Source organism: Bradyrhizobium septentrionale (assembly GCF_011516645.4).
Lineage (GTDB): Bacteria > Pseudomonadota > Alphaproteobacteria > Rhizobiales > Xanthobacteraceae > Bradyrhizobium > Bradyrhizobium septentrionale.
Genome location: NZ_CP088285.1, coordinates 9,191,609 through 9,217,775, shown reverse-complemented (window position 1 = coordinate 9,217,775; position 26,167 = coordinate 9,191,609). Strand labels below are relative to the sequence as shown.

General features: G+C 63.7%; 25 protein-coding genes and 2 pseudogenes. 18 read left to right on the top strand and 9 right to left on the bottom strand.

What is annotated here, in order from left to right:
• The first annotated feature begins 77 nt into the window (after positions 1 to 77).
• The 4 genes from HAP48_RS46345 to cynS all read left to right on the top strand — a co-directional run bounded on the left by HAP48_RS46345 (position 78) and on the right by cynS (position 4,199).
• The gene (locus tag HAP48_RS46345; RefSeq protein WP_166207016.1) at positions 78 to 1,463 is read left to right on the top strand and encodes a CmpA/NrtA family ABC transporter substrate-binding protein; all 1,386 of its coding nucleotides are present in this window, start codon (positions 78 to 80) and stop codon (positions 1,461 to 1,463) included.
• Between the two features lie 175 nt (positions 1,464 to 1,638).
• Entirely contained in the window at positions 1,639 to 2,478 is an 840-nt protein-coding gene (gene ntrB / locus HAP48_RS46340; RefSeq protein ID WP_166207013.1) for a nitrate ABC transporter permease, read from the top strand.
• Positions 2,479 to 2,687: 209 nt separating this feature from the next.
• Positions 2,688 to 3,614, top strand: a complete 927-nt coding sequence (locus HAP48_RS46335; RefSeq protein WP_166207008.1) for an ABC transporter ATP-binding protein — start codon at positions 2,688 to 2,690, stop codon at positions 3,612 to 3,614.
• Between the two features lie 96 nt (positions 3,615 to 3,710).
• On the top strand, positions 3,711 to 4,199 hold the full coding sequence (cynS, locus tag HAP48_RS46330; RefSeq protein ID WP_166207005.1) for a cyanase: 489 nt from the start codon (positions 3,711 to 3,713) through the stop codon (positions 4,197 to 4,199).
• 62 nt (positions 4,200 to 4,261) lie between these two features.
• Here cynS and HAP48_RS46325 read toward each other — a convergent pair whose 3' ends face one another.
• Positions 4,262 to 5,149, bottom strand: coding sequence for a hypothetical protein (locus HAP48_RS46325; protein ID WP_166207002.1), 888 nt, complete (start codon positions 5,147 to 5,149; stop codon positions 4,262 to 4,264).
• A 343-nt stretch (positions 5,150 to 5,492) separates the two neighbouring features.
• Positions 5,493 to 6,281 (bottom strand): annotated as a pseudogene (locus HAP48_RS46320) (isocitrate lyase/PEP mutase family protein); the annotation flags it as partial.
• Positions 6,282 to 6,348: 67 nt separating this feature from the next.
• Here HAP48_RS46320 and HAP48_RS46315 point away from each other — a divergent pair.
• The gene (locus HAP48_RS46315; RefSeq protein WP_166206999.1) at positions 6,349 to 7,266 is read left to right on the top strand and encodes a LysR family transcriptional regulator; all 918 of its coding nucleotides are present in this window, start codon (positions 6,349 to 6,351) and stop codon (positions 7,264 to 7,266) included.
• Between the two features lie 26 nt (positions 7,267 to 7,292).
• Here the strand turns inward: HAP48_RS46315 and HAP48_RS46310 are convergent, their stop codons facing one another.
• Complete coding sequence (locus HAP48_RS46310; protein WP_175612280.1) at positions 7,293 to 7,643, bottom strand: hypothetical protein; 351 nt, start codon at positions 7,641 to 7,643, stop codon at positions 7,293 to 7,295.
• 354 nt (positions 7,644 to 7,997) lie between these two features.
• Between HAP48_RS46310 and HAP48_RS46305 the strand changes: the two genes are divergently transcribed.
• Complete coding sequence (locus tag HAP48_RS46305; protein WP_166206996.1) at positions 7,998 to 8,387, top strand: hypothetical protein; 390 nt, start codon at positions 7,998 to 8,000, stop codon at positions 8,385 to 8,387.
• Between the two features lie 18 nt (positions 8,388 to 8,405).
• Here the strand turns inward: HAP48_RS46305 and HAP48_RS46300 are convergent, their stop codons facing one another.
• Entirely contained in the window at positions 8,406 to 8,729 is a 324-nt protein-coding gene (locus HAP48_RS46300; protein WP_166206993.1) for a DUF1476 domain-containing protein, read from the bottom strand.
• Between the two features lie 350 nt (positions 8,730 to 9,079).
• Between HAP48_RS46300 and purC the strand changes: the two genes are divergently transcribed.
• From purC to tnpC, 10 genes are all read left to right on the top strand, one after another.
• Positions 9,080 to 9,847, top strand: coding sequence for a phosphoribosylaminoimidazolesuccinocarboxamide synthase (gene purC, locus HAP48_RS46295; protein ID WP_016843454.1), 768 nt, complete (start codon positions 9,080 to 9,082; stop codon positions 9,845 to 9,847).
• Between the two features lie 68 nt (positions 9,848 to 9,915).
• Complete coding sequence (gene purS / locus HAP48_RS46290) at positions 9,916 to 10,158, top strand: phosphoribosylformylglycinamidine synthase subunit PurS (RefSeq protein WP_029083848.1); 243 nt, start codon at positions 9,916 to 9,918, stop codon at positions 10,156 to 10,158.
• Between the two features lie 79 nt (positions 10,159 to 10,237).
• Positions 10,238 to 10,741: a hypothetical protein gene (locus tag HAP48_RS46285; RefSeq protein ID WP_338028969.1), complete on the top strand. Its 504-nt coding sequence runs from the start codon at positions 10,238 to 10,240 to the stop codon at positions 10,739 to 10,741.
• Positions 10,742 to 10,745: 4 nt separating this feature from the next.
• Positions 10,746 to 11,447 (top strand): phosphoribosylformylglycinamidine synthase subunit PurQ, encoded by a 702-nt coding sequence (gene purQ / locus HAP48_RS46280; RefSeq protein WP_166206990.1) that lies wholly within the window; start codon positions 10,746 to 10,748, stop codon positions 11,445 to 11,447.
• Between the two features lie 63 nt (positions 11,448 to 11,510).
• A complete protein-coding gene (locus HAP48_RS46275) occupies positions 11,511 to 12,470 on the top strand; it encodes a tripartite tricarboxylate transporter substrate-binding protein (RefSeq protein ID WP_166206987.1) in 960 nt (319 codons plus the stop codon).
• Positions 12,471 to 12,639: 169 nt separating this feature from the next.
• On the top strand, positions 12,640 to 13,470 hold the full coding sequence (locus HAP48_RS46270) for a tetratricopeptide repeat protein (RefSeq protein ID WP_224496857.1): 831 nt from the start codon (positions 12,640 to 12,642) through the stop codon (positions 13,468 to 13,470).
• 10 nt (positions 13,471 to 13,480) lie between these two features.
• Positions 13,481 to 13,858: a hypothetical protein gene (locus HAP48_RS46265; RefSeq protein ID WP_210292771.1), complete on the top strand. Its 378-nt coding sequence runs from the start codon at positions 13,481 to 13,483 to the stop codon at positions 13,856 to 13,858.
• A 245-nt stretch (positions 13,859 to 14,103) separates the two neighbouring features.
• Positions 14,104 to 14,499: an IS66-like element accessory protein TnpA gene (gene tnpA / locus HAP48_RS46260; protein ID WP_166204418.1), complete on the top strand. Its 396-nt coding sequence runs from the start codon at positions 14,104 to 14,106 to the stop codon at positions 14,497 to 14,499.
• Positions 14,496 to 14,843: an IS66 family insertion sequence element accessory protein TnpB gene (gene tnpB, locus HAP48_RS46255; protein WP_166204419.1), complete on the top strand. Its 348-nt coding sequence runs from the start codon at positions 14,496 to 14,498 to the stop codon at positions 14,841 to 14,843. Before tnpA ends, tnpB begins: the two co-directional genes overlap by 4 nt.
• A 94-nt stretch (positions 14,844 to 14,937) precedes the next feature.
• Entirely contained in the window at positions 14,938 to 16,473 is a 1,536-nt protein-coding gene (tnpC, locus tag HAP48_RS46250) for an IS66 family transposase (RefSeq protein WP_175612385.1), read from the top strand.
• Positions 16,474 to 16,524: 51 nt separating this feature from the next.
• On the opposite strand, the pseudogene HAP48_RS46245 reads toward tnpC, so the two are convergent.
• A pseudogene (locus HAP48_RS46245) lies at positions 16,525 to 17,412 on the bottom strand (DMT family transporter); the annotation flags it as partial.
• A 236-nt stretch (positions 17,413 to 17,648) separates the two neighbouring features.
• Here HAP48_RS46245 and pstS point away from each other — a divergent pair.
• Positions 17,649 to 18,701 carry a phosphate ABC transporter substrate-binding protein PstS gene (gene pstS / locus HAP48_RS46240; protein WP_166206984.1) on the top strand — a complete coding sequence of 351 codons (1,053 nt, stop codon included), beginning with the start codon at positions 17,649 to 17,651 and terminating at the stop codon, positions 18,699 to 18,701.
• 82 nt (positions 18,702 to 18,783) lie between these two features.
• Here pstS and HAP48_RS46235 read toward each other — a convergent pair whose 3' ends face one another.
• The gene (locus HAP48_RS46235; RefSeq protein ID WP_166206981.1) at positions 18,784 to 21,006 is read right to left on the bottom strand and encodes an alkaline phosphatase family protein; all 2,223 of its coding nucleotides are present in this window, start codon (positions 21,004 to 21,006) and stop codon (positions 18,784 to 18,786) included.
• Positions 21,007 to 21,356: 350 nt separating this feature from the next.
• The gene (locus tag HAP48_RS46230; protein ID WP_166206978.1) at positions 21,357 to 21,836 is read right to left on the bottom strand and encodes a PaaI family thioesterase; all 480 of its coding nucleotides are present in this window, start codon (positions 21,834 to 21,836) and stop codon (positions 21,357 to 21,359) included.
• A 162-nt stretch (positions 21,837 to 21,998) separates the two neighbouring features.
• Between HAP48_RS46230 and purL the strand changes: the two genes are divergently transcribed.
• Positions 21,999 to 24,218, top strand: a complete 2,220-nt coding sequence (gene purL, locus HAP48_RS46225; protein ID WP_166206975.1) for a phosphoribosylformylglycinamidine synthase subunit PurL — start codon at positions 21,999 to 22,001, stop codon at positions 24,216 to 24,218.
• A gap of 169 nt (positions 24,219 to 24,387) precedes the next feature.
• On the opposite strand, the gene HAP48_RS46220 is transcribed toward purL, so the two are convergent.
• A complete protein-coding gene (locus HAP48_RS46220; RefSeq protein WP_166206972.1) occupies positions 24,388 to 24,648 on the bottom strand; it encodes a GlsB/YeaQ/YmgE family stress response membrane protein in 261 nt (86 codons plus the stop codon).
• A gap of 194 nt (positions 24,649 to 24,842) precedes the next feature.
• On the bottom strand, positions 24,843 to 26,027 hold the full coding sequence (locus HAP48_RS46215; protein ID WP_166206969.1) for an acyltransferase family protein: 1,185 nt from the start codon (positions 26,025 to 26,027) through the stop codon (positions 24,843 to 24,845).
• Positions 26,028 to 26,167: the final 140 nt, after the last annotated feature.

Genomic DNA, 26,167 nt, shown 5'->3' with positions numbered 1-26,167 from the left:
GCAAAACGCGGCCGGACGCCGAACAATGAACCGGATCGCGGCGGTCTCCGTGGTTCGGTGCGACAATGGGGCGCAGCATGTCCACGTCAGATGATCCCTTCGATGCCGACCGCGCGCTGGTGCGATCTGGCTGCGCCTGCGGGCTGCATCGCACCGCGGCCGAGCACGCCGCGCGTACGCTGCGCTGCGAGCCGGTGGCGGACGTCAGCGAAGAGAAGCGTTACGAAAGCATCGTCGCGTCGGCTGTGATGCGGGCGGTGTTTCCGCAGGATATCGCGCGCCGCGCCTTCCTGAAGTCGGTTGGCGCTGCGACCGCGCTTGCCGCGCTGTCGCAATTCTTCCCGCTGAAGACGGCGACGGAAGCGTTCGCCGATGCCGGTCCGCCGGAGAAGAAGGACCTCAAGGTCGGCTTCATCCCGATCACCTGCGCGACCCCGATCATCATGGCGGCGCCGCTCGGCTTCTATGCCAAGCAGGGCCTCAACGTCGAGGTGGTGAAGACCGCCGGCTGGGCCGTGATCCGCGACAAGACCATCAACAAGGAATACGACGCCGCCCACATGCTGGCGCCGATGCCGATCGCGATCTCGCTGGGCCTGGGCGCCAACGCTATACCCTTCACCGTGCCCGCGATCGAGAACATCAACGGGCAGGGCATCACGCTTGCCATCAAGCACAAGGACAAGCGCGATCCGAAGGACTGGAAGGGCATGAAGTTCGCCATCCCGTTCGACTACTCCATGCACAATTATCTGCTGCGCTATTATCTCGCCGAGCACGGGCTCGATCCGGATACCGACGTGCAGCTCCGCTCGGTGCCGCCGCCGGAGATGGTCGCCAATCTGCGCGCCGACAACATCGACGGCTTCCTTGCGCCCGACAATATCTGCCAGCGCGCGATCTATGACGGCGTCGGATTCCTGCACATTCTCTCCAAGGAGATCTGGGACGGCCATCCCTGCTGCAGCTTTGCCGCCAGTCGCGAATTCATCACGACGGCGCCGAATTCCTTCACGGCGCTGACCCGCGCGATCATCGATGCCACCGGTTTTGCGGCGAAGGCGGAGAACCGCAAGCAGATCGCGGAGGCGATCGCGCCGGCCAATTACATCAATGCGCCGGTGACGGTACTGGAGCAGGTGCTGACCGGCACCTACGCCGACGGCCTCGGCGGCGTGAAGACCGATCCGAAGCGCGTCGATTTCGATCCGTTCCCCTGGCAGTCCTTTGCGGTGTGGATGCTGACGCAGATGAAGCGCTGGGGCCAGATCAAGGGCGACGTCGACTACAAGGCGGTTGCCGAGCAGGTCTATCTCGCGACCGACACCAAAAAGGTGATGGCCGAGATGGGGCTCGCGCCACCCGCCACCTCGTACAAGTCGTTCTCGGTGATGGGCAAGAGCTTCGATCCGGCCAAGCCAGACGATTATCTGGCGAGCTTCAAGATCAGGAAGTCGTCGTGAGAGGAGAAGCTCTCTCCACGTCGTCCCGGCCTAGTGCGCGGTTGCGCACGGGGCCGGGACCCATAACCACGACCGTGGGTTGTTGCGCAAGACGTCTCCCCGCGTGCCTCATCGCGAGAGCGCGGCGTATGGGTCCCGGCCTTCGCCGGGACGACGGGTTGAGGGAGCTCGCCAAATGACGTTGTCGCTCCGCCTTCGCGCCGCGATCGTCTCCATCGCATTGCTCGCTGCCTTTCTCGGCGCCTGGCATCTCGCGACCCGCAGCACGGGGGCGACGGCCAATATGAGCCCCGAGTATGCAAAACTGATGGGGCTGACCGCAACCCAGGGCAAGTCGGCGATGCCAGGGCCGCTCGATGTCGGCGCAAAGCTGTGGGAGCACCTGAAGCGGCCGTTCTACGACAACGGGCCGAACGACAAGGGGCTCGGCATCCAGCTCGCCTATTCGATCGGGCGCGTCGGGCTCGGCTATCTCATCGCGGTCATCGTCGCGATCCCGCTCGGCTTCATGATCGGCATGTCGCCCTTGATCAGCAAGGCACTCGATCCGTTCATCCAGGTGCTGAAGCCGATCTCGCCGCTGGCCTGGATGCCGCTCGCGCTCTACACCATCAAGGATTCGTCGATCTCGGCGATCTTCGTCATTTTCATCTGCTCGGTGTGGCCGATGCTGTTGAACACCGCGTTCGGCGTTGCCAGCGTGCGCAAGGAGTGGATCAACGTGGCGCGGACGCTGGAGGTCGGCACCGTCAGGCGCGCCTTCACGGTGATCCTGCCGGCGGCGGCGCCGACGATCCTGACCGGCATGCGGATTTCGATCGGCATCGCCTGGCTCGTGATCGTCGCCGCCGAGATGCTGGTCGGCGGCACCGGCATCGGCTATTTCGTCTGGAACGAGTGGAATAATCTGTCGATCACCAACGTGATCATCGCGATCCTCCTGATCGGCCTCGTCGGCATGCTGCTCGACCAGGTGCTGGCGCGCTTCACGCGCATGGTGACGTTTCCGGAGTAGGTGATGATGATATTCACGAACGGTGCCACATGCGTACCTCGCCCCGCGTGCGGGGAGAGGTCGGATCGCATCGTTAGATGCGATCCGGGTGAGGGGGACTCTCCGCGAGTCCAACTGTCACCGTCCTCGCCGAGGGAGCCCCTCACCCCGACCCTCTCCCCGCGAAGAGCGGGGCGAGGGAGCGCAGCCCGTTCGCGGAGCCAGTGCGGATGACCGACAAGTTCATCTCCATCGAAGGCATCGCGCGGCGCTATCCCGGCGCGGGCGGCGGCACCACCACGGTGTTCGAGAATTTCTGGCTGTCGATGGCACGCGGCGAGTTCGGCTGCGTGATCGGCCATTCCGGCTGCGGCAAGACCACGGTGCTGAACATCCTCGCCGGCCTCGACGAGCCGAGCGAGGGGACGGTCATCGTCGACGGGCAGGGCATCGAAGGCACCAGCCTCGACCGCGCAGTGATCTTCCAGAGCCATGCGCTGCTGCCGTGGCGCACCGTATCAGGCAATGTCGCCTATGCCGTCAGCTCGAAATGGCGCAAATGGGACCGTGCCCAGGTGAAGGCCCACGCGCAGAAATTCATCGATCTGGTCGGGCTGACCGGCTCTGAACACAAGCATCCCTCCGAGCTGTCCGGCGGCATGAAGCAGCGCGTCGGCATCGCACGGGCGCTGTCGATCACGCCGAAGATCATGCTGATGGACGAGCCGTTCTCGGCGCTGGATGCGCTGACCCGCGGCACGCTGCAGGACGAGGTGCGGCGCATCTGCCTGGAGACCGGGCAGACCACCTTCATGATCACCCATGACGTGGACGAGGCGATCTTCCTCGCCGACAAGATCTTTCTGATGACCAATGGTCCCGGCGCGGTGCTGGCCGAGATCGTCGAGAACCCGCTGCCGAAGGAACGCGGCCGCATCGATTTGCACCGCCACCCCTATTATTATGCGCTGCGCAACCATATCGTCGATTTCCTGGTCAGCCGCAGCAAGAGCTTTGCGGCTGAGGTGACCGGTCACGATCCGCGCCACGTGCCGACGGTGCGGCCGGGCTTGCCGGAATTGGCGCTTGCGGCCGGAGCCGAACCAAATCCACAGGCGTCATGGCCGGGCTTGTCCCGGCCATCCACGTCTGCCTGAGCCAACCAAAGACGTGGATGCCCTGGACACGTTCGATGAAGACGCGCTCCGCGCTTATGCCCGGGCATAATGATTTGAACAGAGGGAGACCAAGAGATGAAACGCGAAGACCTCACCGAGAAGCTGCTCGACATCAAGCGCGAGAAGGGCTGGAGCTGGAAGCACATCTGCGAGAAGATCGGCGGCTATTCCGAGGTCCTGATCGTCGGCGCGATCCTCGGCCAGATGAAATTGACGAAGCCACAGGCCGCCAATGCCGCCGAGTTGTTCGGCCTGTCGAAGGCCGAGACCGCGATGCTCAACGAGGTGCCGATGCGCGGCACCGGCACGCCGATGCCGCCGACCGATCCGCTGATCTACCGCTTCTACGAGATGGTGATGGTCAACGGCCCGGCGTGGAAGGCGCTGATCGAGGAGGAGTTCGGCGACGGCATCATGTCGGCGATCGACTTCGACATGGCGATGGAGCGCGTCGCCAATCCGAAGGGCGACCGGGTCAAGATCACGATGTCAGGCAAGTTCCTGCCGTACAAATATTACGGCGCCAGCGGCAACGTGCCGGAATACGGCTTCAAGGAGGAGTGAGAGAGCGAATGGCGAATAGTGAGTAGCGAATGGAACTCACTATTCGCCACTCGCCACTCGCATCAGAGCGAAAACGTCACGGCGGCCGGCCCGCAGCTCATGCCCGCGCTATTCGGCACGGCCGCATCGCTCGTCCAGTTGTCCTCGCCGTCGGTGGTCTTGTACAAATACTGGCCGTTGGGTCCCTGGTGCAGGATGTACAATGTCTGATTGAACACGACCGGCGCGGCATTGCCGAAATTGCCCGGCGTGTCGGGGACCTGGAGGTCTGCTCCCCAGGACGAGCCGTCGAACTTCTTGAAAAAGAACAGGCCGGTGGGGTCGTTGAAGAACAGATAGATGAGGTTCTTGCACAAGGCGGCACCCGGCCCGTTGCTGAGGCCTTCCGTACCGGCAACCGGATTGCTTCGCCAGGTGCTGCGGTCGAAGGTCGCATACCAGAAGCGGTTCATGTTGCCGGGTTCGTCGGCGCCGGGACCGCGGCCGAACACGTAGAGCGTGTCGCCGAGCACGAGCGCCGCAGGCGTATCCACGTTCTGGTAGGCGACGGAGATGAGGTGGTTGGTTCCGGAGGCGTTGATCTCCGGCCCGAAGGTGGTGCCGTCGTACGTCTTGTACATCAGGTTGGTGCTGCCGGGATTCGAGTAGATCAGATAGATCAGGCCGTCATACACGGCGGCGGCGAGTCCAGCGCCCACGCCGGCCATGTTCGGCACCAGGGCCTCGGCCGTCCACACCTCGCCGTCATAGACCTTGTAGTAGAGGGCCTGGAAGCGCGGATAGAACAAATACAAATTGGAGTTGAAGACGACCGCCGCCGGCGTGTTGCTGATCCCCTCGTTGCCCGGCACCAGGACGTCGCCGCTCCAGGCCTGACCGTTGAAGACATTTGAATAGAACTGCGGATGGTTTCCGACGGTCTTGTGGAAGGAAAACAGCCAGGTCTTCATTACGGGAATCCTCCATGGCGACGAGGCGCCGCTTCTCATCATCGGTGCAATTGGTCGACGGGCGCGGGGATGGATGCGAATGGATTGATCGGTGGCGTGCGAGCGTAGCCTTGTACGCCCGATTCACCAAGGTTGCGTGAAGTTGTTCACGCACCCGTCGGGGAAGATTCAAATTTCGCTGCGCGGATTGAGAAATGCATCTCCTCTGGTCATGGCCGGGCTCCCGGCCATCCACGTCTTTCTTGCGTGGTTGGAGCAAAGACGTGGATGCCCGGCACAAGGCCGGGCATGACGGAGCTAAACGAAAGAGCCTGATTTCATTGATCGCTTTTTGAGTCAGACTCTAGGAGCGTCCCTGACCAGCCGTGAACATGTCGCGCACCTCCTTCACTGGCGCCATGTCGCGCACGAAGGTGAAGGAGCCCTGATCCTTCATCTCGCGGGCACAGCGCAGGAACGCGGCCAGCGCGTGGCGCTGCATGGCGCCGCCGACGCTGATGCGCTTGACGCCGGCTGCGGAGAGCTGCGCGACCGTCAGGGTCGGGTCGGCAAAGCCCATCACCAGGTTGAACGGCTTGTTCACCGATGACACCACGGTCTTGATGGTGTCGATGTCGTAGAGGCCGGGTGAATACAGCACGTCCGCACCCGCAGCCTCGAAGGCCTGCAGCCGCTTGATCGTGTCGTCGAGGTCCTTGCGTCCCCAGAGGAAGTTCTCCGCCCGCGCCGTCAGCGTGAACGGGAAGGGCAGGGCGCGCGCGGCCTCGACCGCGGCCTGCACCCGCTCGACCGCGAGCGAGAAATCGTAGATCGGATGCTCGGGATTGCCGGTCGAGTCCTCGATCGAGCCGCCGACTGCGCCGGCTTCCGCGGCGAACCGGATTGCCTCGGCCGCGAGCTTCGGCATGTCAGCGCCGCAATTCTCGAGGTCGGCGTTGACCGGCAGGTCGGTGGCCTCGGCGATCACGCGGCAATTCTCGATGATGGCGTCGAGGCCGACGGTCGATTGTCCCAGCGTGTTGGCAAGGCCGAGGCTCGTGGTCGCGAGCGCCTCGAAACCCATCGCCGCGAGCAGCTTCGCCGATCCGGCGTCCCATGGATTGGGAATGATGAAGGCGCCGGGCCCCTGATGCGGTTTCGCACATCAGACAAATTTGTTATTTCTCTCGATATCATCAGCTTTTTGCATGAGGTCGACGATGGACAGCGACGCGCTTAACACGTTCCTGGTGGTGCATCGGCGCGGCGGGATCTCCAATGCCGCGAAGGCGCTGCATCGCTCGCAGCCGGCGATCTCAAGGCGCATCGCGCTGCTCGAGCAGGAGCTCGGCGTGCCGCTGTTCGAGCGGATCGCCGGCAAGACCCGGCTCAGCGATGCCGGGCGGGTGATGGTGCCCTATGCCGAGCGCGCGGTGGCCGCGGCGCAGGATGCCGAGAACGCGGTGCGGGCGTTGCTGCGCGACAATTCCGGACCGGTCGCGCTGGCGGTGACGGGCACGCTGGCCGGCGAGCGGCTGTCGAAAGTGCTGAAGCGCTTTGCCCGCCGGCATCCGGATGTCGCGCTGACGCTGCGCACGGCGACCAGCGCCGAGGTCAGCGATCTGATCCGGCGCGGCGAGGCGACGATCGGGCTGCGCTACGACCGCGACCGTTCACGCGATCTCGATTGCGAGGTGCTGTTCGCCGAGCCGCTCCAGGTGGTCTGCGCGCCGGACCATCCGCTGGCCGGACGCAGGATCGGCAAGCTCGCGGACCTCAGGGATGAGCGCTGGATCGCGTTTCCCGAGGTGCCGGGACGCCGCGAGATCACCGCCTCGCACGTGTTCGCCCTGTTCCTGACCAGCGGGCTCGGCGAGGTCGACTGGACGCCGGTCGACAGCCTCACGGCCCAGAAGCGGCTGGTCGAGGCCGGGCTCGGGATCGCGCTGCTGTCGCAAAGCAATGCGGCGGAGGAATTGCGCGCCTCGACGATCGCGACGATCCGCGTCGGCAATCTCACCGCCAGTCATGAGGTCGTCGCAGTGACGCGGCATGGCGGCTTTCTCAGCGCCGCGTCACAATTGTTGCTGAAAATTATCCGTGCCGAGTATCGCGGTCCGAAACCATCGGCGCGTTGACGGACGAACAGCCGACGCCGGCGGTGCTAGTGGGTCACGAGTTGCACCACGTAGGTGTAAGGTCCGTTCGGACTGCGCTGCGCATTCCACGCGCAATACCAGCCGCTTCCCCAGGGCAGACCGGTATCCCATCCGTTCGAGCTGATGTTATCCCACTGCCATGTCTTGACGTTATCCTGGGGATTGGACGGGAAAAACTGGCTCGAATAGACCATGATTTGTCCCTGCTGGGCGCGGAACGGCGCGGTGGTCTGCCACGACAGCCAGAGATTGCCGTGCAGCTGATATGCATTGAGATACCAGGTGTAGGTCGCTGACTGGGTTTGGACCGCCTGGGCCTGGTCCGTGATATTTCGTGTCGAAACCATCTCGTTCATTTTGTGATCTCCCTTAGGTTGTATCGTTAGAGAGATGTAGCTTTAGATTTACAAAGATGGTTGTGCAATCGAAAGTTGCTCACAAAGTGGTGTTGTGAAAGTACGGCGCGGCTTGTCAGGCTGGCGAAAAATGTTCGATGGCAGCGCTCGCGGCGTCCCTGGCGCTGGACGCGGCGGCACCGGCGCCCAGCGCGCCCTGGACAGCGAACCTCTCGCGTTGGCCTGTTCCCATTTGTGTCACCGTTAACATCAGATGAAACGGCAGAGCGGTTTTCCGCGATCGCGATTTGGTATGTTGCAACTGAAGGTGGTTATGAACCGGGCCACATTCGCGGTCAGTGCAAGGAATTCGTCATGACGTCGCCTGCGCGCCTTCTCCCCGTCACCGTCGGCCTGCTGCTGCTGACGGCTCCTGCCTTCGCTCAGGCTCCGGGGCAATTGAGATTTGTCGAGCAGCCGACTGGTCTCGCCGGTCAGGCCGGATCGGTGCGGGTTCAGAGCTCGGTCAATCTGTTCATGCCGGGGCCGAGCGGTGACGGCGAGGAGGCGCAAAAGCTGCGCGACCGTGCGCGCCGCGTCGTCTACGAAATGGCGGCGCGCGAATGTGACCTGCTGCGCGATGCGATCGCCAGGGACTGCCGGCTTGAATCGATCAACGTCAATCTCGGCCGGCAGTACGGTGGTCAGCAGCAGGAAGGCTTCAACGTCAACGGGTCGATGAGCCTTCAGATCACGCTGAAATAGAAGTTGCGGGAGCCCAATTCAGGTTCCCGCCTTTACCTGGGCCGCTGCCACGGCCAATAGCTCGTCCATCTTGGTGCGGACGTCGCGCTCGGTGACGGCCTGGCCCTTGGCGGTGAGGTCCTTTAGAACCTTGTGCAGCACGTCATTGTCGCCGGCTTCCTCGAAATCGGCGGCCACCACTTCCTTGGCGTAGGCACTGGCGGCGTCGCCGGAGATGCCGAGCTTCTCGGCGGCCCACAGGCCCAGCAGCTTGTTCCGGCGCGCCTCAGCCTTGAACTTCTGCTCCTCGTCGAGGGCGAACTTCTTCTCGAAACCTTCCTCGCGCTTGTTGAATTCGTTCATGGCTGAAGTTCCAGTTCCCTTGCTGAATGAAGGGCCGCCGCGCGTTGCGGCAGCCCTGGTCCCTGCCTAGATAGGGGGGAGGAATCGGCAAGACAACGAGCCGTTAAGCCGCAGGCAAAACAGGCGGAATCGGCCCTTTATGATAGCGCGGTATAAGTGCCCCCAACGGGGCGGTATCGATTGTGCTGGATGGCCCAATCAGATAGGTTGCGAACAGGCATGGTTCTTGTTCTGTTTCCAGTTGGATTGCCCAGGTTCCAGGCCTCCGCGGCAGCTCCGTCGTGGGTCGTAACCCCAAGTTATCCGGAGCACCCAAATCCATGGATTTCAACAAAACACGGTACATCCCAATGAGCCGTCGACGCCGCATTTATGAAGGCAAGGCCAAGGTCCTGTATGAAGGCCCGGAGCCGGGAACCCTGATCCAGCACTTCAAGGATGACGCGACCGCGTTCAATGCCAAGAAACACCAGGTGATCGAGGGCAAGGGCGTCCTCAACAACCGGATTTCGGAGTACCTGTTTCAGCACCTCAACGACATCGGGGTGCCGACCCACTTCATCCGCCGTCTCAACATGCGCGAGCAGCTGATTCGCGAGGTCGAGATCGTGCCGCTCGAGGTGGTGGTGCGCAACGTCGCCGCCGGCTCGCTGTCGCAGCGGCTCGGGATCGAGGAGGGCACCCAGCTGCCGCGCTCGATCATCGAGTTTTATTACAAGAACGACCAGCTCAACGACCCCATGGTGTCGGAAGAGCACATCACTGCCTTCGGCTGGGCCACGCCGCAGGAGATCGACGACATCATGGCGCTTGCCATCCGCGTCAACGACTTCCTGACCGGCCTCTTCCTTGGCATCGGCATCCGCCTCGTCGACTTCAAGATGGAGTGCGGGCGGCTGTTCGAGAACGAGATGATGCGGATCATCGTCGCCGACGAGATCTCGCCGGACTCTTGCCGGCTGTGGGACATCAAGTCGAACGAGAAGCTCGACAAGGATCGCTTCCGCCGGGACCTGGGTGGCTTGCTCGAAGCCTATACCGAAGTGGCAAAACGCCTCGGCATCCTGATCGAGAACGAGCGGCCGGCCGGCAGCGGCCCGGTGCTGGTGAAGAGCTAGAGCATGATCCCGAAAAGTGGGAACCGGTTTTCGGAACAAGATCATGCTCAAGCTTTAGGAGGGCGACCGTGAAGGCACGTGTGACTGTGACATTGAAGTCGGGCATCCTCGATCCGCAGGGCAAGGCGATCGAGGGCGCGCTGAAATCGCTCGGCGTCGACGGCGTCGCCAGCGTCCGCCAGGGCAAGGTGTTCGACATCGAGCTCGCCGCGACCGACAAGGCCAAGGCGGAGGCGGCGCTGAAGGCCGCCGCCGACAAGCTCCTGGCGAATACCGTGATCGAGAACTACCGGGTCGAGGTTCTCAGCTAACCGAGCGAGCCAAATGATAACAGCCGCTCCCGCCTTTTCCGGCAGCAATCGCGCGTTGGTCCGATCGTTCCTGCTTGCTGTGCTGACGGCTGCCGGCATCGGCGCTGCGTCGGCTCAACCGAAGCCGGCGCCTGCCGCCACCGCGACACAACCGCCGCCGGTTGCGGTGAGCGGCTGGCGCTACGAGCGCAGCGGTCCTGACAGGCACATCTTCCACTGTGAGCAAGCGAGCTGCGGTGCGGGGTCCAAGGTCAGCTATCGGCTCTATGCTGCCGACAATCCGATGACCCTGGAGCAGTTCCGTGACAGCCAGGACCAGATCATCAAGGCGCTGCAGCAACGAACGCCGGGACAGCGCATCACGATTATCGGTGTCGATGGCGACAAGGGCACTGCGGTGCCGCGAATGTTTCGGGCACGGCGCCTGACGGTGACGCCCAACGGTGCCAGCGAGTATCAAGTCAATGGCTTGCTGTTCGGTGCGCGAGCCTCTGCCAGCCTGATCAGTTCGGCGCGCGACGAGAAGGCCAGCAATGACAACTACGCAAAATTCATGGTTGCACTAGCGTCGAAAATCCGGTGATCCGATGAAATCAGCCGTCCTCGTCTTCCCTGGCATCAACCGCGAGCGCGACATGGCGCGCGCGCTGAAGCTCGCCTCCGGCAATGAGACCGCGATGGTCTGGCATGCCGAGACCGCGCTGCCCAAAGGCACCGACCTCGTGGTGGTGCCCGGCGGCTTCTCCTATGGCGACTATCTGCGCTGCGGCGCGATCGCGGCGCGCGCGCCCGTGATGGACGCGGTGCGCGACTTCGCTGCCAAGGGCGGGCTCGTGCTCGGCGTCTGCAACGGCTTTCAGATCCTCTGCGAGTCCGGGCTGCTGCCGGGCGTGCTGATGCGCAATGCCGGGCTGAAATTCGTCTGCCGCGACGTACACATGAAGGTCGAACGCTCCGACACGCCGTTCACCCGCGGCTACAATGCCGGCCAGGTGATCCGAGTGCCGGTGGCGCATGGCGAGGGCAATTACGAGGCCGACGAGGAGACGTTGAAGCGGCTCGAAGGCGACGGGCGGGTGCTCTACCGCTACTGCTCTGCCGATGGCGTGGTCGACGAGGCCTCGAACTTCAACGGCGCCGCGCATTCGATCGCGGGCATCGTCAACGAGCGCGGCAACGTGCTCGGCATGATGCCGCATCCGGAGAACCACGTCGAAGAGATCATGGGCTGCACCGACGGCCGCGGCCTGTTCGCGGGCCTGGTCCAGCAGTTCGAAAAGGCGGCGTGATAGTCATAGCGTTTTCGAGCGAAGTGGGGGCCGGTTCGCGTGAAGAAAACGCGTCAAAATAATATGCTCGGACGGTGGTTCGCGGCGGCCGCCGCGCTGTTGCTTGCGACGGCGGCACACGCCCAGGACTTCCCAAAACGCCCGATCACGATGATCGTGCCGTTCGCGGCAGGCGGCACCTCAGATGTGATCGCCCGCGCGGTGGCCGACCAGATGGGCGCAGCGCTCGGCCAGACCATCATCATCGAGAATGTCGGCGGCGCCGGCGGTTCGACCGCGCTGACCCGCGCGGCGCGCGCCGAGCCGGACGGCTACACCATCGCGATCGGCAATGCCGGCACCAACGCTGCGACCTACACGATCTATCCAAAGCTGCCGTTCACGCCCGACTCCTTCGCGCCGATCGCGGTGGTCGCCAAGACTTTCGGCATCGTCGCGCTGCGCAAGGATTTTCCGGCCAAGGACCTCAAGGAATTCATCGACTACGCCAGGAAGAATCCGGGCAAGATCAATCTCGGCCATGCCGGCGTCGGCTCCTCGAATTATCTGATCTGCAAGAGCTTCGTGCATGCCGCCGGCGTCGACGTGCAGCTGGTCGGCTATCGCGGCGCGGCGCCGGCGCTGACGGATGCGATCGGCGGCCAGATCGACGGCGTCTGCGATGCCGCGGCCTCGGTGTCGCAGGCGATCGACGACAAGCTCGTGAAAGCGGTCGTGGTCGGCTCGACGATGCGGCTCACCTCGCTGCCGGAGCTGCCGACCTCGACCGAGGCCGGTCTGCCCGAGTTCGAGGCGCAGGGCTGGAACGGCCTGTTCGCACCGAAGGGGACCCCGCCAGAGATCATCGCCAAATTGAACGCCGCCGCGCGCACCGCGGTCGCGAGCGAGGCGGTGAAGAAGCGGTTCGTCGATTTGTCGACGGTTGCGCCCGACGCCAACGAGCTCGCGCCCGAGGTGCTGCAGCAACTCGTGACCCGCGACGTCGCGAAATACCGCACGCTGCTGGCGGACGACAAGAAATAGCGGCTTCGCGCCGCTGTGCCATGAACCTGCCCGGTTCCGTCAAGGGCTTCCGCTTCACGATCTCTTCACGCTAAGGCGGCCGGCGCAACAACCGAGGATTGTCGCAGCGTGAAGGGCACGTTAGGACGGAGGCGTTTTGGATGAACTGTCCGGTTCGCGGGGATCCGCAATGCCTGTTGCATTGGTCATATTGCTGCTCGACATCTCGCTGATCTATCACGCCGCGCGCACCGGGCGCCTGCAGCCCTGGGCCTTCATCATCCTGATGGTGCCGCTGATCGGCGCGCTCGCCTATATCGTCGTCGAGTTGATCCCGGAATGGTGGGGCGGACCGGGCGCCGCGCAGGCGCGCAAGCGTGTCGCCAACCGGCTCGATCCGGAGAAGCGCTATCGCGAACTGTCGGACCGGCTCGCGACATCCGATACCATCGCCAACCGCGAGGCGCTTGCCGCCGAGTGTCAGAATGTCGGGCGCTTCGAGGAGGCCGAGAGCCACTACGACCATGTCTTGGGCTTGCCACAGGGCGACGATCCCGCCTACGCGCTGGCCAAGGCGCAGGCGCAGTTCGCCCGCAAGCAGCCGGCCGAAGCACTGGCCACGCTCGACGCCCTGCGCGAGCGCTGGCCGGATTTCGAGTCCGCCGAGGGCCATCTGCTCTATGCCCGTTCGCTCGCCGAAATCGGCCGGCTCGACGAGGCGCTGGAGGAATATCAGGCGGTCACGCAGTATTTTCCTGGTGCGGAGGCGCGGGTCCGCTACGGGCCTGCTGCTGCAGCTGGTCGGCCGCACCGGCGAGGCGCGCATGGTGTTCAACGAGCTCCTGATCCAGATGCGGCGCGCGCCGAAATATCTGCGCGACGCGCAGGCCGAGTGGCTCTCGATCGCCGAGAAGCAGCTGTCTGCATGAGCGGCCCCAGACCCTTCGTCTCGATCGCAGGCCCTGATAAGATCATCGCCGCCGTAAGGCGAGGGCACCAAGCCTTGGCGGGCGTAACGTAATGGCGGCCCCTTGAGCGAAGATTCGGAATTCATTGCGCTAACGACACTGTTGAACCGAATTCCGGCCATCAAGGGGCGGATCGGGACAGGACGCGACGACGCGGCTTGGTGGGTTAAATTCGTTATCGATATCTCCGATCCGCTTGCTTGGCGCGTGGTCCAGGAACTTGGGCATGTTCTCAATTACCTGTCGCTGACAGAGCGCCTTCCGACTGTCTTCATGCCGGTGTCGCCACCGCCGTATCTCAATGGCGGACCTGCCGACTTTCTTTCGTGGGTAATCGAGTGTCGAGATCGCCGGTTCTCCCCGCAATCACTCGCAGATTGCCTTGCCGGTAGATTGCCAAATCCGATCGATGATCGGAGCACCTGGAGTATCGACGCATAGGTCCGCCAAGGCAGAGTTCTGGATGGGCCATTGCCGGGACACATCCGTTAGATTCGATCCACTAGAACTTTCGCAACCACCGCTTGATGACCTGAGCCGGCACCGTCATCGCGGCGACGCCGGCCATGACCAGCACGAGGCCGAGCACGAGGTTCGACGTACGCATCCGGCGGGCGCCGTCTTGTCTGACACGCTGTAATTCGCCAAGCGTGTGACCTTAAGTCTAGCTTTAAGGTCATCGGGCGATGCGGGTCGAGGTTTTGGGCGGGCTGGAGCGTCGGCGGCGTTGGTCGCAGGATGACAAGGCACGGATTGTCGAGGAGACGTTGGCGCCGGGCGCAAAGGTGACAGCGGTTGCACGTCGCAACGGAGTAGCGGCCAGCCTGGTGTTCACCTGGCGTCGTCAAGCGCGGACATCCGAGCAGGTCGCACCGTCTTTTGCGCCGGTGCAGATCGCCGCCACGGAGGCGGAGGAAACTCCGAAGCTCTTACCTGCGGGTGATAGCCGAGGGCGGTCTGTAGTGGCCGCGCGTACTGGATTGATCGAGATCGACCTCGGTAACCGGCGACGGATCCGAGTGGATTCGCACGTCGATCCAGAAGCGCTGGCGCGGGTCCTCGAGGTACTTGAGCGCCGATGATTGCGATACCGGGTAATGTGCGGGTGTGGCTTGCGACCGGCCACACCGATATGCGCCGCGGCTTCCCGAGCCTCGCGCGTCTGGTCCAGGAGAGTTTGAAGCGTGATCCGCATGCCGGTGATCTCTATGTTTTTAGAGGCCGCCGCGGCGACCTGATCAAGATCATCTGGCATGATGGCCAAGGCGCGTGTCTGTTCACGAAGCGGCTGGAGCGAGGCCGCTTTTTGTGGCCATCAATGGCGGATGGCGTTGTGACGATCAGCGTTGCGCAGCTATCCTATCTCCTCTCCGGAATTGATTGGCGGATGCCGCAGGCAACCTGGCGTCCACGGGCTTCCGGTTAAATCGAGCGGGATTTTTTGCGACGAATATGGTTGATTCGTCCTCGTGACGACGCCCGCCGATCCGCTTCCCACCGACCTTGCCGCAGCACACGCGATGATCATTGCGCAGCGCGAGCAGCTGACGCTGGCGAAGAGCGAGGTGACCGTCGGCCGGCTGGAGATCGAGCGGCTGAAGCTGATGCTGGCCAAGGCACGGCGAGAACAGTTCGGGCAATCTTCTGAGCGCGGCAAGCTGCTGGTCGAGCAGCTCGAACTCGCCATCGAGGATCTTGAAGAGACCCAGGCTGAGCAGGAAACCAAGGCCGAGCTCGCAGCGCCGGAAGCCGCCAAACAGCAGCGCGTGCAAAATCCACGGCCGCCGCGACGTCCGTTGCCGGACAATCTACCGATCGAACGCATCGTCGAACCCGCTCCTTGCGTATGTGGCAAGTGCGGCAGCGAGCGACTGCACAAGCTCGGCGAGGTGGTATCGAAGACCCTGGAATGTGAGCCACGGCGCTGGAAGATTATCGAGCATGTCCGCGAAAAGTTCTCCTGCCGGGATTGTGAGGCAATCACCGAGGCGCCGGCGCCCTCCCATCCGATCCCGCGAGGCTTTGCCGGGCCGAGCCTGCTGGCGATGGTGCTGGTCAACAAGTTCCTGCTGCACCAGCCGTTGAACCGACAGAGCAAGACCTATGCCCGCGAAGGGATCGAGATCGACGTCTCGACCCTGGCGGATCGGATCGGCGCCTGCGTGGTGGCACTCGATCCCATCATTGAGGCGATCCGGATCCACGTCATGAGCGCGGAACGCATCCACGGCGACGATACGACGGTGCCGGTGCTGGCCAAGCTCAAGACGGTTACCGGCCGGATCTGGACCTATGTTCGCGATGACCGGCCGTTTGGCGGCACGGATCCGCCGGCGGCCCTGTTCTACTACTCACGCAACCGGGCTGGAGAACACCCGCAAAGCCATCTTGCCGGCTATGTCGGCCTCATGCAGGCCGATGCCTTCGATGGGTATAACCAGCTCTACAAGGCCCAAAGGAAGCCAGCTCCGATCCTTGAAGCGGCCTGTTGGAGCCACGGCCGCAGAAAGTTCTTCGACTTGGCGAAATCTGGAGAGGCGCCGATTGCCAGCGAGGCCGTGCGACGCATCGATATCCTTTTCGAGATCGAGCGCACCATCAACGGCAAAACGCCGGAACAGCGGCTTGCGGTACGTCGTGATAAGTCGAGGCCGATCGTCGCCGATCTCGAAATCTGGATGCGTCAGCAGCGAACCTTGCTCTCATCAGGCAACGATACTGCAAAGGCGATCAACTACCTGCTCAACCGTTGGGCGGCGTTCACCCGCTTCCTGGACGATGGTCGCGTCTGCCTCTCGAACAACGCTGCCGAACGAGCGTTACGCGGTGTGGCTGTCGGAAGACGAAATTGGACCTTCGCCGGTTCAGATGCCGGCGGCCATCGCGCCGCCGCCGTCTATACCCTGATCGAAACCTGCAAGATGAACGACGTTGATCCGCAAGCCTGGCTCGCGGATGTGTTGGCCAGGCTTCCAGATCACCCCGTCAACAAAGTCGCCGACCTGCTCCCGTGGAATTGGAAGGCGACCCAACAGTCCACAGCGGCTGCCGCCTGAGCGCCACGGCTGACCGGCGCGCCTGCCCGGGGTGCTGACCGGATGCGTACGGTTCGACGGCACGGATTCGCCGAGCAGCAGCACCGACAGCGCGACGCCGATCGGAATCCGCAGATACCCCTGCGCATTGGTGGTGAGCGTGCCGAGCCGGGTGAGGCACATGTAGAACAGCATCAACCCGAACGCGCTGGAGAAGATGCCCATGACGATGGTTGCGACCAGCGCCTGCGGCGTCGGGTGCAGCGTCCAGGGATGGTCGATGATCAGGGCGACCGGCAGCAGCACGGTGCCGCCGAACAACAGCGAGCCGGCCGCGACCACCATCGGATCGTAGTCCGACAGCCGCAGTCCGAAGATCGTGGCGCAGGCGAACGACACGGTCGCAAGCAGGATCGCGATCTCGGCAAAGATCTCCTTGCCGAAGCCTGAGAGCGCGTCGAGGCCGATGATCGCAACCGTCCCGGCGAGGCCGAGGATCGCGCCGACCAGCTTGAGCAACGAGGCCGGCTCGTGCCGCGTGATCGCCCAGGTGATCAGGAAGGCGAAGATCGGCGTCGTCGAGGCCAGCACCACGGTGTTGGAGGCCGGCACATAGAGCTGCGCCCAGGTGATCACCAGGAACGGGATCGTCGAGTTGATGGTCTGCTGGAAGGCGAACAGCTTCCACGCCTTGAGGTCGGTCGGGATGCGGATGCCGCGGATCCGCAGCACCACGAGCAGGAAGGCTGCGGCGACCAGCGAGCGGGCCGAGATGAAGGTGACCGGCGGGATCGAGCCGAGCCCGATCTTGGTCAGCGGATAGGTCGAGCTCCAGCAGCAGGCCAGCGCCACGAGCAGCGCATAGTCGCGCCAGCCGCGTGCACCCGGCGCAGAGGTCGACGGAGTAGGTGTGATCGCGGAAGCCGTCACGCCGCCCGTGTTCGCTGTGCTCTTCGGCACCTTGATTGGCTCCCTTCGCGCATTGGCGCGCGACGGAGCGAATGTAGCTCGGCGGTGGGGCGAAAGGCTAGGGCATTGAATTTGCGCCGATATTCCGCTTCGCGGTGTTTGCGGGCCGGGCGTAGGCGCGGGCAGGCCGGCGTCGCTCCGACAGCGGTCCGACGCTCCCGGCTTATGTTACCGTTTTGTGACCTGGCCCACACGGGCCTGTCGCTCGTCCTGCTACGCTCGAGCGCATGACGAAGCATTTCAGATTACCAATCATTTTCACTGCTCTGGTCGTCGCAACGCAATGCCTGGCCGCGGAGACGAAGGGCGCGGGCTCAACCTTCGTGTCGCCCGTGATGGCGAAATGGATCGCCGGCTACAAGGCAAAGACCGGCAACGACGTCAGCTATCAGTCGGTGGGGTCGAGCATCGGCGTCGGCCTGATCAAGAAGGCGGCCGTCGATTTCGGGACAAGCGATATGCCGCTTGATCCGAAGGAGCTTGAAAAGCTCGGCATGGTGCAATTCCCGATCGTGATCGGAGGCGTCGTGCCTGTGGTCAACATCGAGGGCGTCAAGCCCGGCCAGATGCAATTCACCGGACAGCTGCTTGCCGACATCTATCTCGGCAAGGTCAGATACTGGAACGACCCGGCCATTCAAGCCGTCAATCCCGATCTGAAGCTGCCGCACACGGCGATCACCGTCGTGCATCGGATCGACGGCTCGGGGACGACGTTCAATTGGTCGAACTACCTCTCGAAGATCAGCGCGCAGTGGAAGGCCAGCGTCGGAGAGGGCACGTCGGTCGAATGGCCCGTCGGGCTCGGCGGCAAAGGCAATGACGGCGTCGCCTCGCTTGTCGGCCTGATTCCCGGTTCGATCGGCTATCTCGAATACTCCTATGCGTTGCAACGGCTCGACCGGATTTCCTTTGGCCTGGTGCAGAACAGCGCCGGCAATTTCGTCACCCCTGACGCCGCATCCTTCCAGGCCGCGGCGGCCAGCGCGGACTGGACAACGACGCAGGATTTCTACCTGGTCCTGACCAACGCCCCGGGGGAGGACGCGTATCCGATCACGGCCACGACCTTCGTGCTGATGCACAAGCAGCCGAAATCGCCCGACAGGTCGGCGACCGCGATCGACTTCCTGCGCTGGTCCCTGGAAAGCGGCAAGCCGCAGGCCCAACTGCTCAACTACGTTCCCTTGCCGGCCACGCTGGTCGAGCAAATCGAGGTCTATTGGCAGCACAATTTCGAGGCGCTGACGGCGTCGGCATCGGTGCCCGGAAAGCGCTGATGCGATATCTGTTCATTGCTGAACGCCCCGTCACGCGATGGACGCCGGCCTGGCGTCTATCGCGTGACATCTTCCTGAAATCCTAGCGCAGGACCTCGCGCAGCACCTCACCATCGACCTGATGCGGCGTCGTGCCCAGGATCTGCATGATGGTCGGCGCCACGTCGATATTGCGCATGTGCCGCACCACACTGTCGTGGCGGATCTGCGGCCCCGCGGCGATGAAAGTTGCGCTCATCACCGGAAGCTCGGGGTCGTGACCGTGGGCGCCGTAGAAGTTCGGCATCGACAGCGCGGTAGTTGCCGCGCTGAACGGCGCGTCGCCCTGGCGCGCGACGCCGGGATTTTGGATGCCGTCGAAATTGTAGCCGGGCGCCATCAGCGCGAACACGTCGCCGTAATCCTGGCCGACGGTCTTGCTGAGGCACTGTCCGGTTCCGGCGTCGCATTGCAGCGGCCGGGTCTCGACGACGGTAAAGATACGCTGGTCCTTGAGCGAGTAGTTGAAGCGCGCATTGGGGTCGACCGCGTTCTTCACCGCATCCGTGATCTGCGCCACCAGGGTCCGATAGGTCGCCAGATCGACGGTACCGCCGAGCTCGCGATTCTGCAGATTGACGTAGATGTCGGCGGCCGGACCGGAGGTGCGGATCCCGACCTTGCTGGGGTCGATCCCGGCGTTGCGCAGGATGTTGGTGAGATTGACCGAGGTGTGGAACGGCGCGAAGCCGTGATCCGACACCACGATCACGTTGCTGTCGCGGCCCGCCGCATCGGCAATCTGCTTCACCGCTCTGTCGGCCGCCTGGTAGGCGAAGCGGACGTAGGACGCGTATCGCTTGACCTTGGCGGGGTCCTGGTTGGCGCCGATCGAATTCGGGTCGGTCGGATTGGTGCCCTGGCGCGGATCGGTGAGCAGGAACTGGTGCTCGGAGCCGTCGGGCTCCTCGATATAGACCATCACCAGGTCGGCATCCGGATGCGTCTTGATCGCGCGCTCGCCGATATTCGCCTGGTACTGCACGAAGGTCTTCACCATGTCTTCGTACATCGTCTCGATCTCGACGTCGGGGAAATTGGTGAAGCCGGGGCTCAGCCGCTCCGGAATGCGGAAGTCGGCCTGCGGACGCCAGAATCCGATGTTGTTGTTGATGTCGTCGACATCGGCGAGCACCGGCGTGTTGCGCGGGATGAAGTTGGCGCCGTAGCGCGCGAAGCGCACCACCGAGAGGTCGGGAGACAGCGCCGAGACGAAGTACGCAGCACCAACCTTCGCCCCGCTGCCTTCGAAGAAGAACGGTGCGTTCTCGCCCCCGAACTTGACGTAAGCCGGCCCGGTCGACGGCGCGTGGAACGGTCCTGCGGTGATGCCGCGGTTGGCGTCAAAGAACACCAGCGTGTCGTAGTTCACCTTGCGATCGTTGATGGTGTCGATGGCGGCGACGCGGATCGAATATTTGACGTCGAGTGTCGACGCGCCGGTGCAGGTCGCACTCGCTGCCGAAGAGCACGAGAACGTCTCGATCGGGGCCGAGGTCACCAGCACCGGGCTGAACGAGAAATGGCCCGCGGCCTGCAGCGCCGCCACGATGGAGGGATCGGCCGTGAAGTCGCTGCGCGACAGTGAGAAGCCCTGGGCGCCGATGCCGCCGAACGCGCCGAACGGGACCGTGAAGTCGGTGATGCGGGTGGGCTGCGCCGGCTGCACCACGGTGTTGTTGATGGAAATGTCGGCGCCGTCGCCGCCGGGCCAGGTCGCCGTGATGACCTTCTTGCCCTGCTGGCGCAGCTGCACCCACAGGGGTTGCGCCGTCGGGTGCGGCGACGGCCCGAGCGGGCTCTCGCTGTAGCCGCCGATCGGCGCCGCAAAGCCGCTGATGCTGCCGGTGATCGGGCCGACGATCGGCTCGAACGTGTTCGAGGGAATGTCGTTATGGACCGCCGTCGAGCCGGTCGCGATCGCAATATGCGACACGGCGGTGAGTGACGGCGACGCCGTCACGTTCTGCAGCGCGACCGCGCCGCGCCGTGAGAGCCGGGCGAGGCCGCCGTCGCGCGGCAGCACGCCTTCCTCGATGAATTTCTGGATGAAATCGGGCTTGGCGCCGTCGAGCGAGATCATCACCACGCGCGGCTTGCGGCCATGATGGTCGCCGTCATGGTCCTGATCATGATCGCGAGAATCGCCGACACCGCGATCGCCATTGTCGCCGTCCTGACCGGCGCGCGCCGGAGTTGCAACGCACGCCAGCGATGCGACAAGCGACATCGCCGATGTGACGGAAACAAACGTCTTCAATTTCATGAGAATGCCCCATACTCGCTGCGCGAATGCACATACGGAAACCGTTCAGCAATCTTCAGGGCCTTGGCTGACGCGCATGTGACGCGCGCGCGACGACGCAACGACAGTGCGTCGTCGTGTCACAACGGGAGTTTGACTGCTTCACGCAAAGAACGCGCGTGAACTCAACGAAGTAGAGCTCAGCTTCGATTCAATCCGTGCCGATGTAACGGCCGGATGACGGCGGGCGTCCACAGACCGAAAGCGTTTTCGAGCGAAGTGGGTACCGGTTCGCGTGAAGAAAACGCGTCAAAATAAAAATATTGAGCCCCGTTCCGATTCAATCGGAACGGAAATGGCTCTGGCGAGCCTCACGCGGGTGTCTGTGCCGGCGCCTTGCGCTTCACCCGCTTGATGGTGCCGGAGAAGGTGAACAGCGGCCGCTCGGCCGATGTCAGCATGCCGCGAACGAAGATCAGCGACATGCCGGCGCGGGTGACCTCGCCGGTGCATTCGATCAGGTCGCCCTCGCGGGCCGCGTCGAGGAATTCGGAGGCGAACGACACCGTGACGCCCGGGCCCTGGAGCACCGAGCCGGCCAGCGCGAACAGGCAGTAATCCGCAAACGTCATGAAGCAGCCGCCATGGACATTGCCGGAGCCGTTGAGGTGCTTTTTACCTACCCGGAACGCGCAGCTGATGCGGCCGTTTTCGTCCATGCGGTGGTAAAAGGGGCCGGTATGGGTCTCGAAATTGTCCCGGGTCCAGGTCCGCCAGCCGGCGAATTCGCCCTCGGTTTCGACGTGCAGGTCAGGGCGGCGGTTGAATGCGGTTTTGGCGAGTTCGTTCACGAAATATAGCCTTCAATTATCGGGTTCGCGTCCTTAAATCCGATCCATCCCCATTGTGCAAATCCCGCACCCCGCGGTCGTCAGCCGCAAAGCTCTGGACAGGCCGAAAATGCCTCGTAAAAGGCCTTTTCGCCCCCGTTCGATCTACCTATTAAGGGACCCATGAACGCCCCCAAGAACGAGCCCCAGATCACCCCCGAACTCGTCGCCGCCCACGGGCTGAAGCCGGACGAGTACGAGCGCATCCTCAAGCTGATCGGGCGGGTTCCGACCTTCACCGAGCTCGGCATCTTCTCGGCCATGTGGAACGAGCATTGCTCGTACAAGTCGTCCCGGATCCATCTGCGCGGGCTGCCCACCAAGGCCCCCTGGGTGATCCAGGGCCCCGGCGAGAATGCCGGCGTGATCGATATCGGCGGCGGCCAGGCGGTGGTCTTCAAGATGGAGAGCCACAACCACCCGAGCTACATCGAGCCCTATCAGGGCGCGACCACCGGCGTCGGCGGCATCCTGCGCGACGTCTTCACCATGGGCGCGCGCCCGATCGCCTGCCTGAACGCGCTGAGCTTTGGCGCGCCCGATCATCCCAAGACCCGGCATCTGGTGTCTGGTGTGGTGGCGGGCGTCGGCGGCTACGGCAATTCGTTCGGCGTGCCGACGGTCGGCGGCCAGGTCCGCTTCCACACTCGCTATGACGGCAACATCCTGGTCAACGCGATGGCGGTGGGCCTCGCCGATGCCGACAAGATCTTCTATGCGGCAGCCTCCGGCGTGAACATGCCGATCGTCTATCTTGGCTCCAAGACCGGCCGCGACGGCATTCACGGCGCCTCGATGGCCTCGGCCGAGTTCGACGACGCCTCCGAGGAGAAGCGCCCGACCGTGCAGGTCGGCGATCCCTTCGCCGAAAAGCTGCTGCTCGAAGCCTGCCTCGAGATCATGGAAAAGGGTTGCGTGATCGCGATCCAGGACATGGGCGCGGCGGGCCTGACCTGCTCGGCGGTCGAGATGGGCGCCAAGGGCGATCTCGGCGTCGACCTCGACCTCGACGCGGTGCCGACCCGCGAGACCGGCATGAGCGCCTACGAGATGATGCTCTCGGAGAGCCAGGAGCGCATGCTCATGGTGCTCAAGCCCGAGAAGGAGCAAGAGGCCGAGGCGATCTTCCGCAAATGGGGGCTCGATTTCGCCATCGTCGGCTACACCACGCCGAGCAAGCGCTTCGTCGTCAAGCATGGCGGCGACGTGATGGCCGATCTGCCGATCAAGGAGCTCGGCGACGAGGCGCCGGTCTATGACCGTCCGCACGTCGCTTCAACTGCGCTGCCGGTGATCCGCGGCCAGGACGTCAAGCCGCCGCTCGGCATCGCCGAGGCGCTGGAAAAGCTGATCGGCACGCCCGAACTGTGCTCGAAGCGCTGGGTGTGGGAGCAGTACGACCACGTCATCCTCGGAAATACCATGCAGCGTCCCGGCGGCGATGCCGCCGTGGTCCGTGTCGAGGACGGACCCAAGGGCCTCGCGCTCACCGTCGACGTCACGCCGCGCTATTGCGAGGCCGATCCGTTCGAGGGCGGCAAGCAGGCGGTCGCCGAAGCCTGGCGCAACATCACCGCGGTCGGCGGCCGGCCGCTTGCCATCACCGACAATCTCAATTTCGGCAATCCTGAACGCCCCGAGATCATGGGCCAGTTCGTCGGCTGCCTGAAGGGCATTGCGGAAGCCTGCCGCGCGCTGGATTTCCCGGTCGTCTCCGGCAACGTCTCGCTCTACAACGAGACCAACGGCCGCGGCATCCTGCCGACGCCCTCGATCGGCGGCGTCGGTCTGCTCGACGACTTCACCAAGTCGGCGACCCTGGCGTTCAAGGCAGCGGGCGAGGCGATCCTCCTGGTCGGCGATACCCAAGGCTGGCTCGGCCAGTCGGTCTATCTGCGCGACGTCTGCGGTCGCGAGGAGGGCGCTCCGCCGCCGGTCGATCTCGCCACCGAGAAGCGCAACGGCGATGTGGTGCGCGGCATGATCCGCGCCGGCACTGCGACCGCGGTGCACGACGTCTCCGACGGCGGGCTCCTGATCGCGCTCGCCGAGATGGCGATCGCAAGCGGCATCGGCGCGCAGCTCCTCGCGGCGCCGTCATCGATTGTCCCGCATGCCTACTGGTTCGGCGAGGATCAGGCCCGCTACATCGTCACGGTGCCTGCGGCAGACGCAGGCCTCGTGCTGGCGAAGATGAAGGGGGCCGGCGTGCCCTGCGCGCGCATCGGCACCACAGGCGGCGATGCGATCGCGGTCACCGGCGAGCCGCAGGTCTCGGTCGAGAACCTGTCTCGCGCGTTCGAGCACTGGCTGCCGAACTACATGCACAGCACGGCTGCCTGATCGGGGCGGACCAGGCGCTGCAACGTCAAGCGAACAAGACCCCAATAGCGCGATGAAGCCATCATCGCGCTATTTCTCGTTCAAGCACGATCGCTTCGGATCATGCTCTAGCGCGCTCTTTAAGCATGATCTTTCCGGAAAACCGCTTCGCACTTTTCCGGATCATGCTTTAGGTCGCACCGCGGATCGCGCGCCAGGCAAAGATGATCACGCAGGCGCCGATGAAGCCGGCGATGAGATAGCTGAGCCATCCTCCGCCGAGCGACACGCCGAGCAGACCCAACAGCCAGTTCGCCAGCGCGGCGCCGACGATGCCGAGGATGATATTCATGAAAATACCGGTTCCGGTCTTCATGAACATCTCGGCGAGCCAGCCGGCCAATCCGCCGACGATGATGGCGGCGATCCATCCAACTTGAGGGTCGTTCATCCCTGGGACTCCCTGAGGTCAATCAGTCCGGCGAGCATAAACGAGAATCGCCCGGCGGCATGTGACCAAAGGCAGGTTGCGCGCAAATTCCGGTTCACAACCGGCCTGCTGCAACGCACTGGGTCCGCGGCTGATGCGCGCCGGCCGCGCACCAACGAGAGAGGCCATGATGCGATCACGCATCATGGCCGAAGCTACAGCACGTAATTGGCGCCCGGCAGCTTGCGCAGCACGGCGGTGGCGGCCCAGCTCAGCGCCACGGTGGCGAAGAACGCGATCGCGGCCTTGGCGATCGCCGGCAGATCCATATCGAACAGCCAGTATTGCAGCCACAGCACGATCGGATAGTGCACCAGGAACATGCCGTAGGCATCCCCCTGCATGCGGTCGAGCAGCGTCGGCCCGCCGTCTTTCGATTGCAGGAAGTAGGCCAGGATCGCGAACAGGATCGAGGCTGAGAACAGCACGAAGAAGCTGCCGTAGATCGCGAGATACCAGCCCGGCAGCGGATCGGGGTTACCGATGATCCCGCGCTTGATGTAGATCATGACCCACATCATGCAGTAGGGAATCACCGTGATGCCCGTCCAGAACCAGCGCCGCTCGGTCAGCCGTCCGTGCGCGCCGAGCACGCCGTTCTCGAAGTTGGCCGCCCCGATCCCCGCTCCAATGAAGAAATAGGACGCATACAGCAGCACGCGGCTCGCCTGCACCGAAAACGGTCCGAGTTCGAACCAGTAGTTCTGGCCGTAATGGACCAGCATGGGCAGGTAGGCGGCGGCACTGACGACGACGAGGAACAGCCAGAACTTCGACGGACGTTCGAATCCCATGATCGAGAGACGGTTGATGGGATCGAGCAGATGCGGCGACACCCGGTACAGCAGGCTCGCGGTCAGGTCGAAGGTCATCAGGACATAGACGAACCAGATCGGGCCGCTCGGCCACGGCCCGAACGTCATGGTCTTCCGCCAGAATTCGGAGAAGGTCTCCTCCGGATTCGCGCGCAGCGCGATCGCGTAATAGGCGATTGGAATTACGGTGACCGCGCAGATCACGAACGGCAGGCCGAGCCGCAGCAGCCGGTCGCGCAGAAAGATCAGCCACGGCTTGCGGCCGAGCCCCGGCCAGACGAACAGCCCCGACAGGAAGAAGAACATCGCCATGAAGAAGCTGTCGGTGGCGAGCACCACGCAGTCGAAGCCGATCCAGGATGTCGGGTCGGTGTGCCCGAAATGGGTGTAGGGGATCACCGCGTGATGCAGCAGCACGACCAGCGTCAGGAAGGTGCGCGCACGGTCCAACGCGACGTTACGCTTGTGGAGCTTCGGTGCTGCCTGGACGTCGACGGCCGGAGCCGCGTGAGCAATCGATTTCATGGTGCCCTCAGCCGGGTCTGCCGCCGGATGTTGCAATCGGGAACTCGATTCAGCAAGGCCCAATTGTCTTGCTTCCCTGGTGTCGAGGTCGGTCATTTCAGCTGTTTCGTTCTTGGAACTGTGGTCGGTAGCGGGCGTTA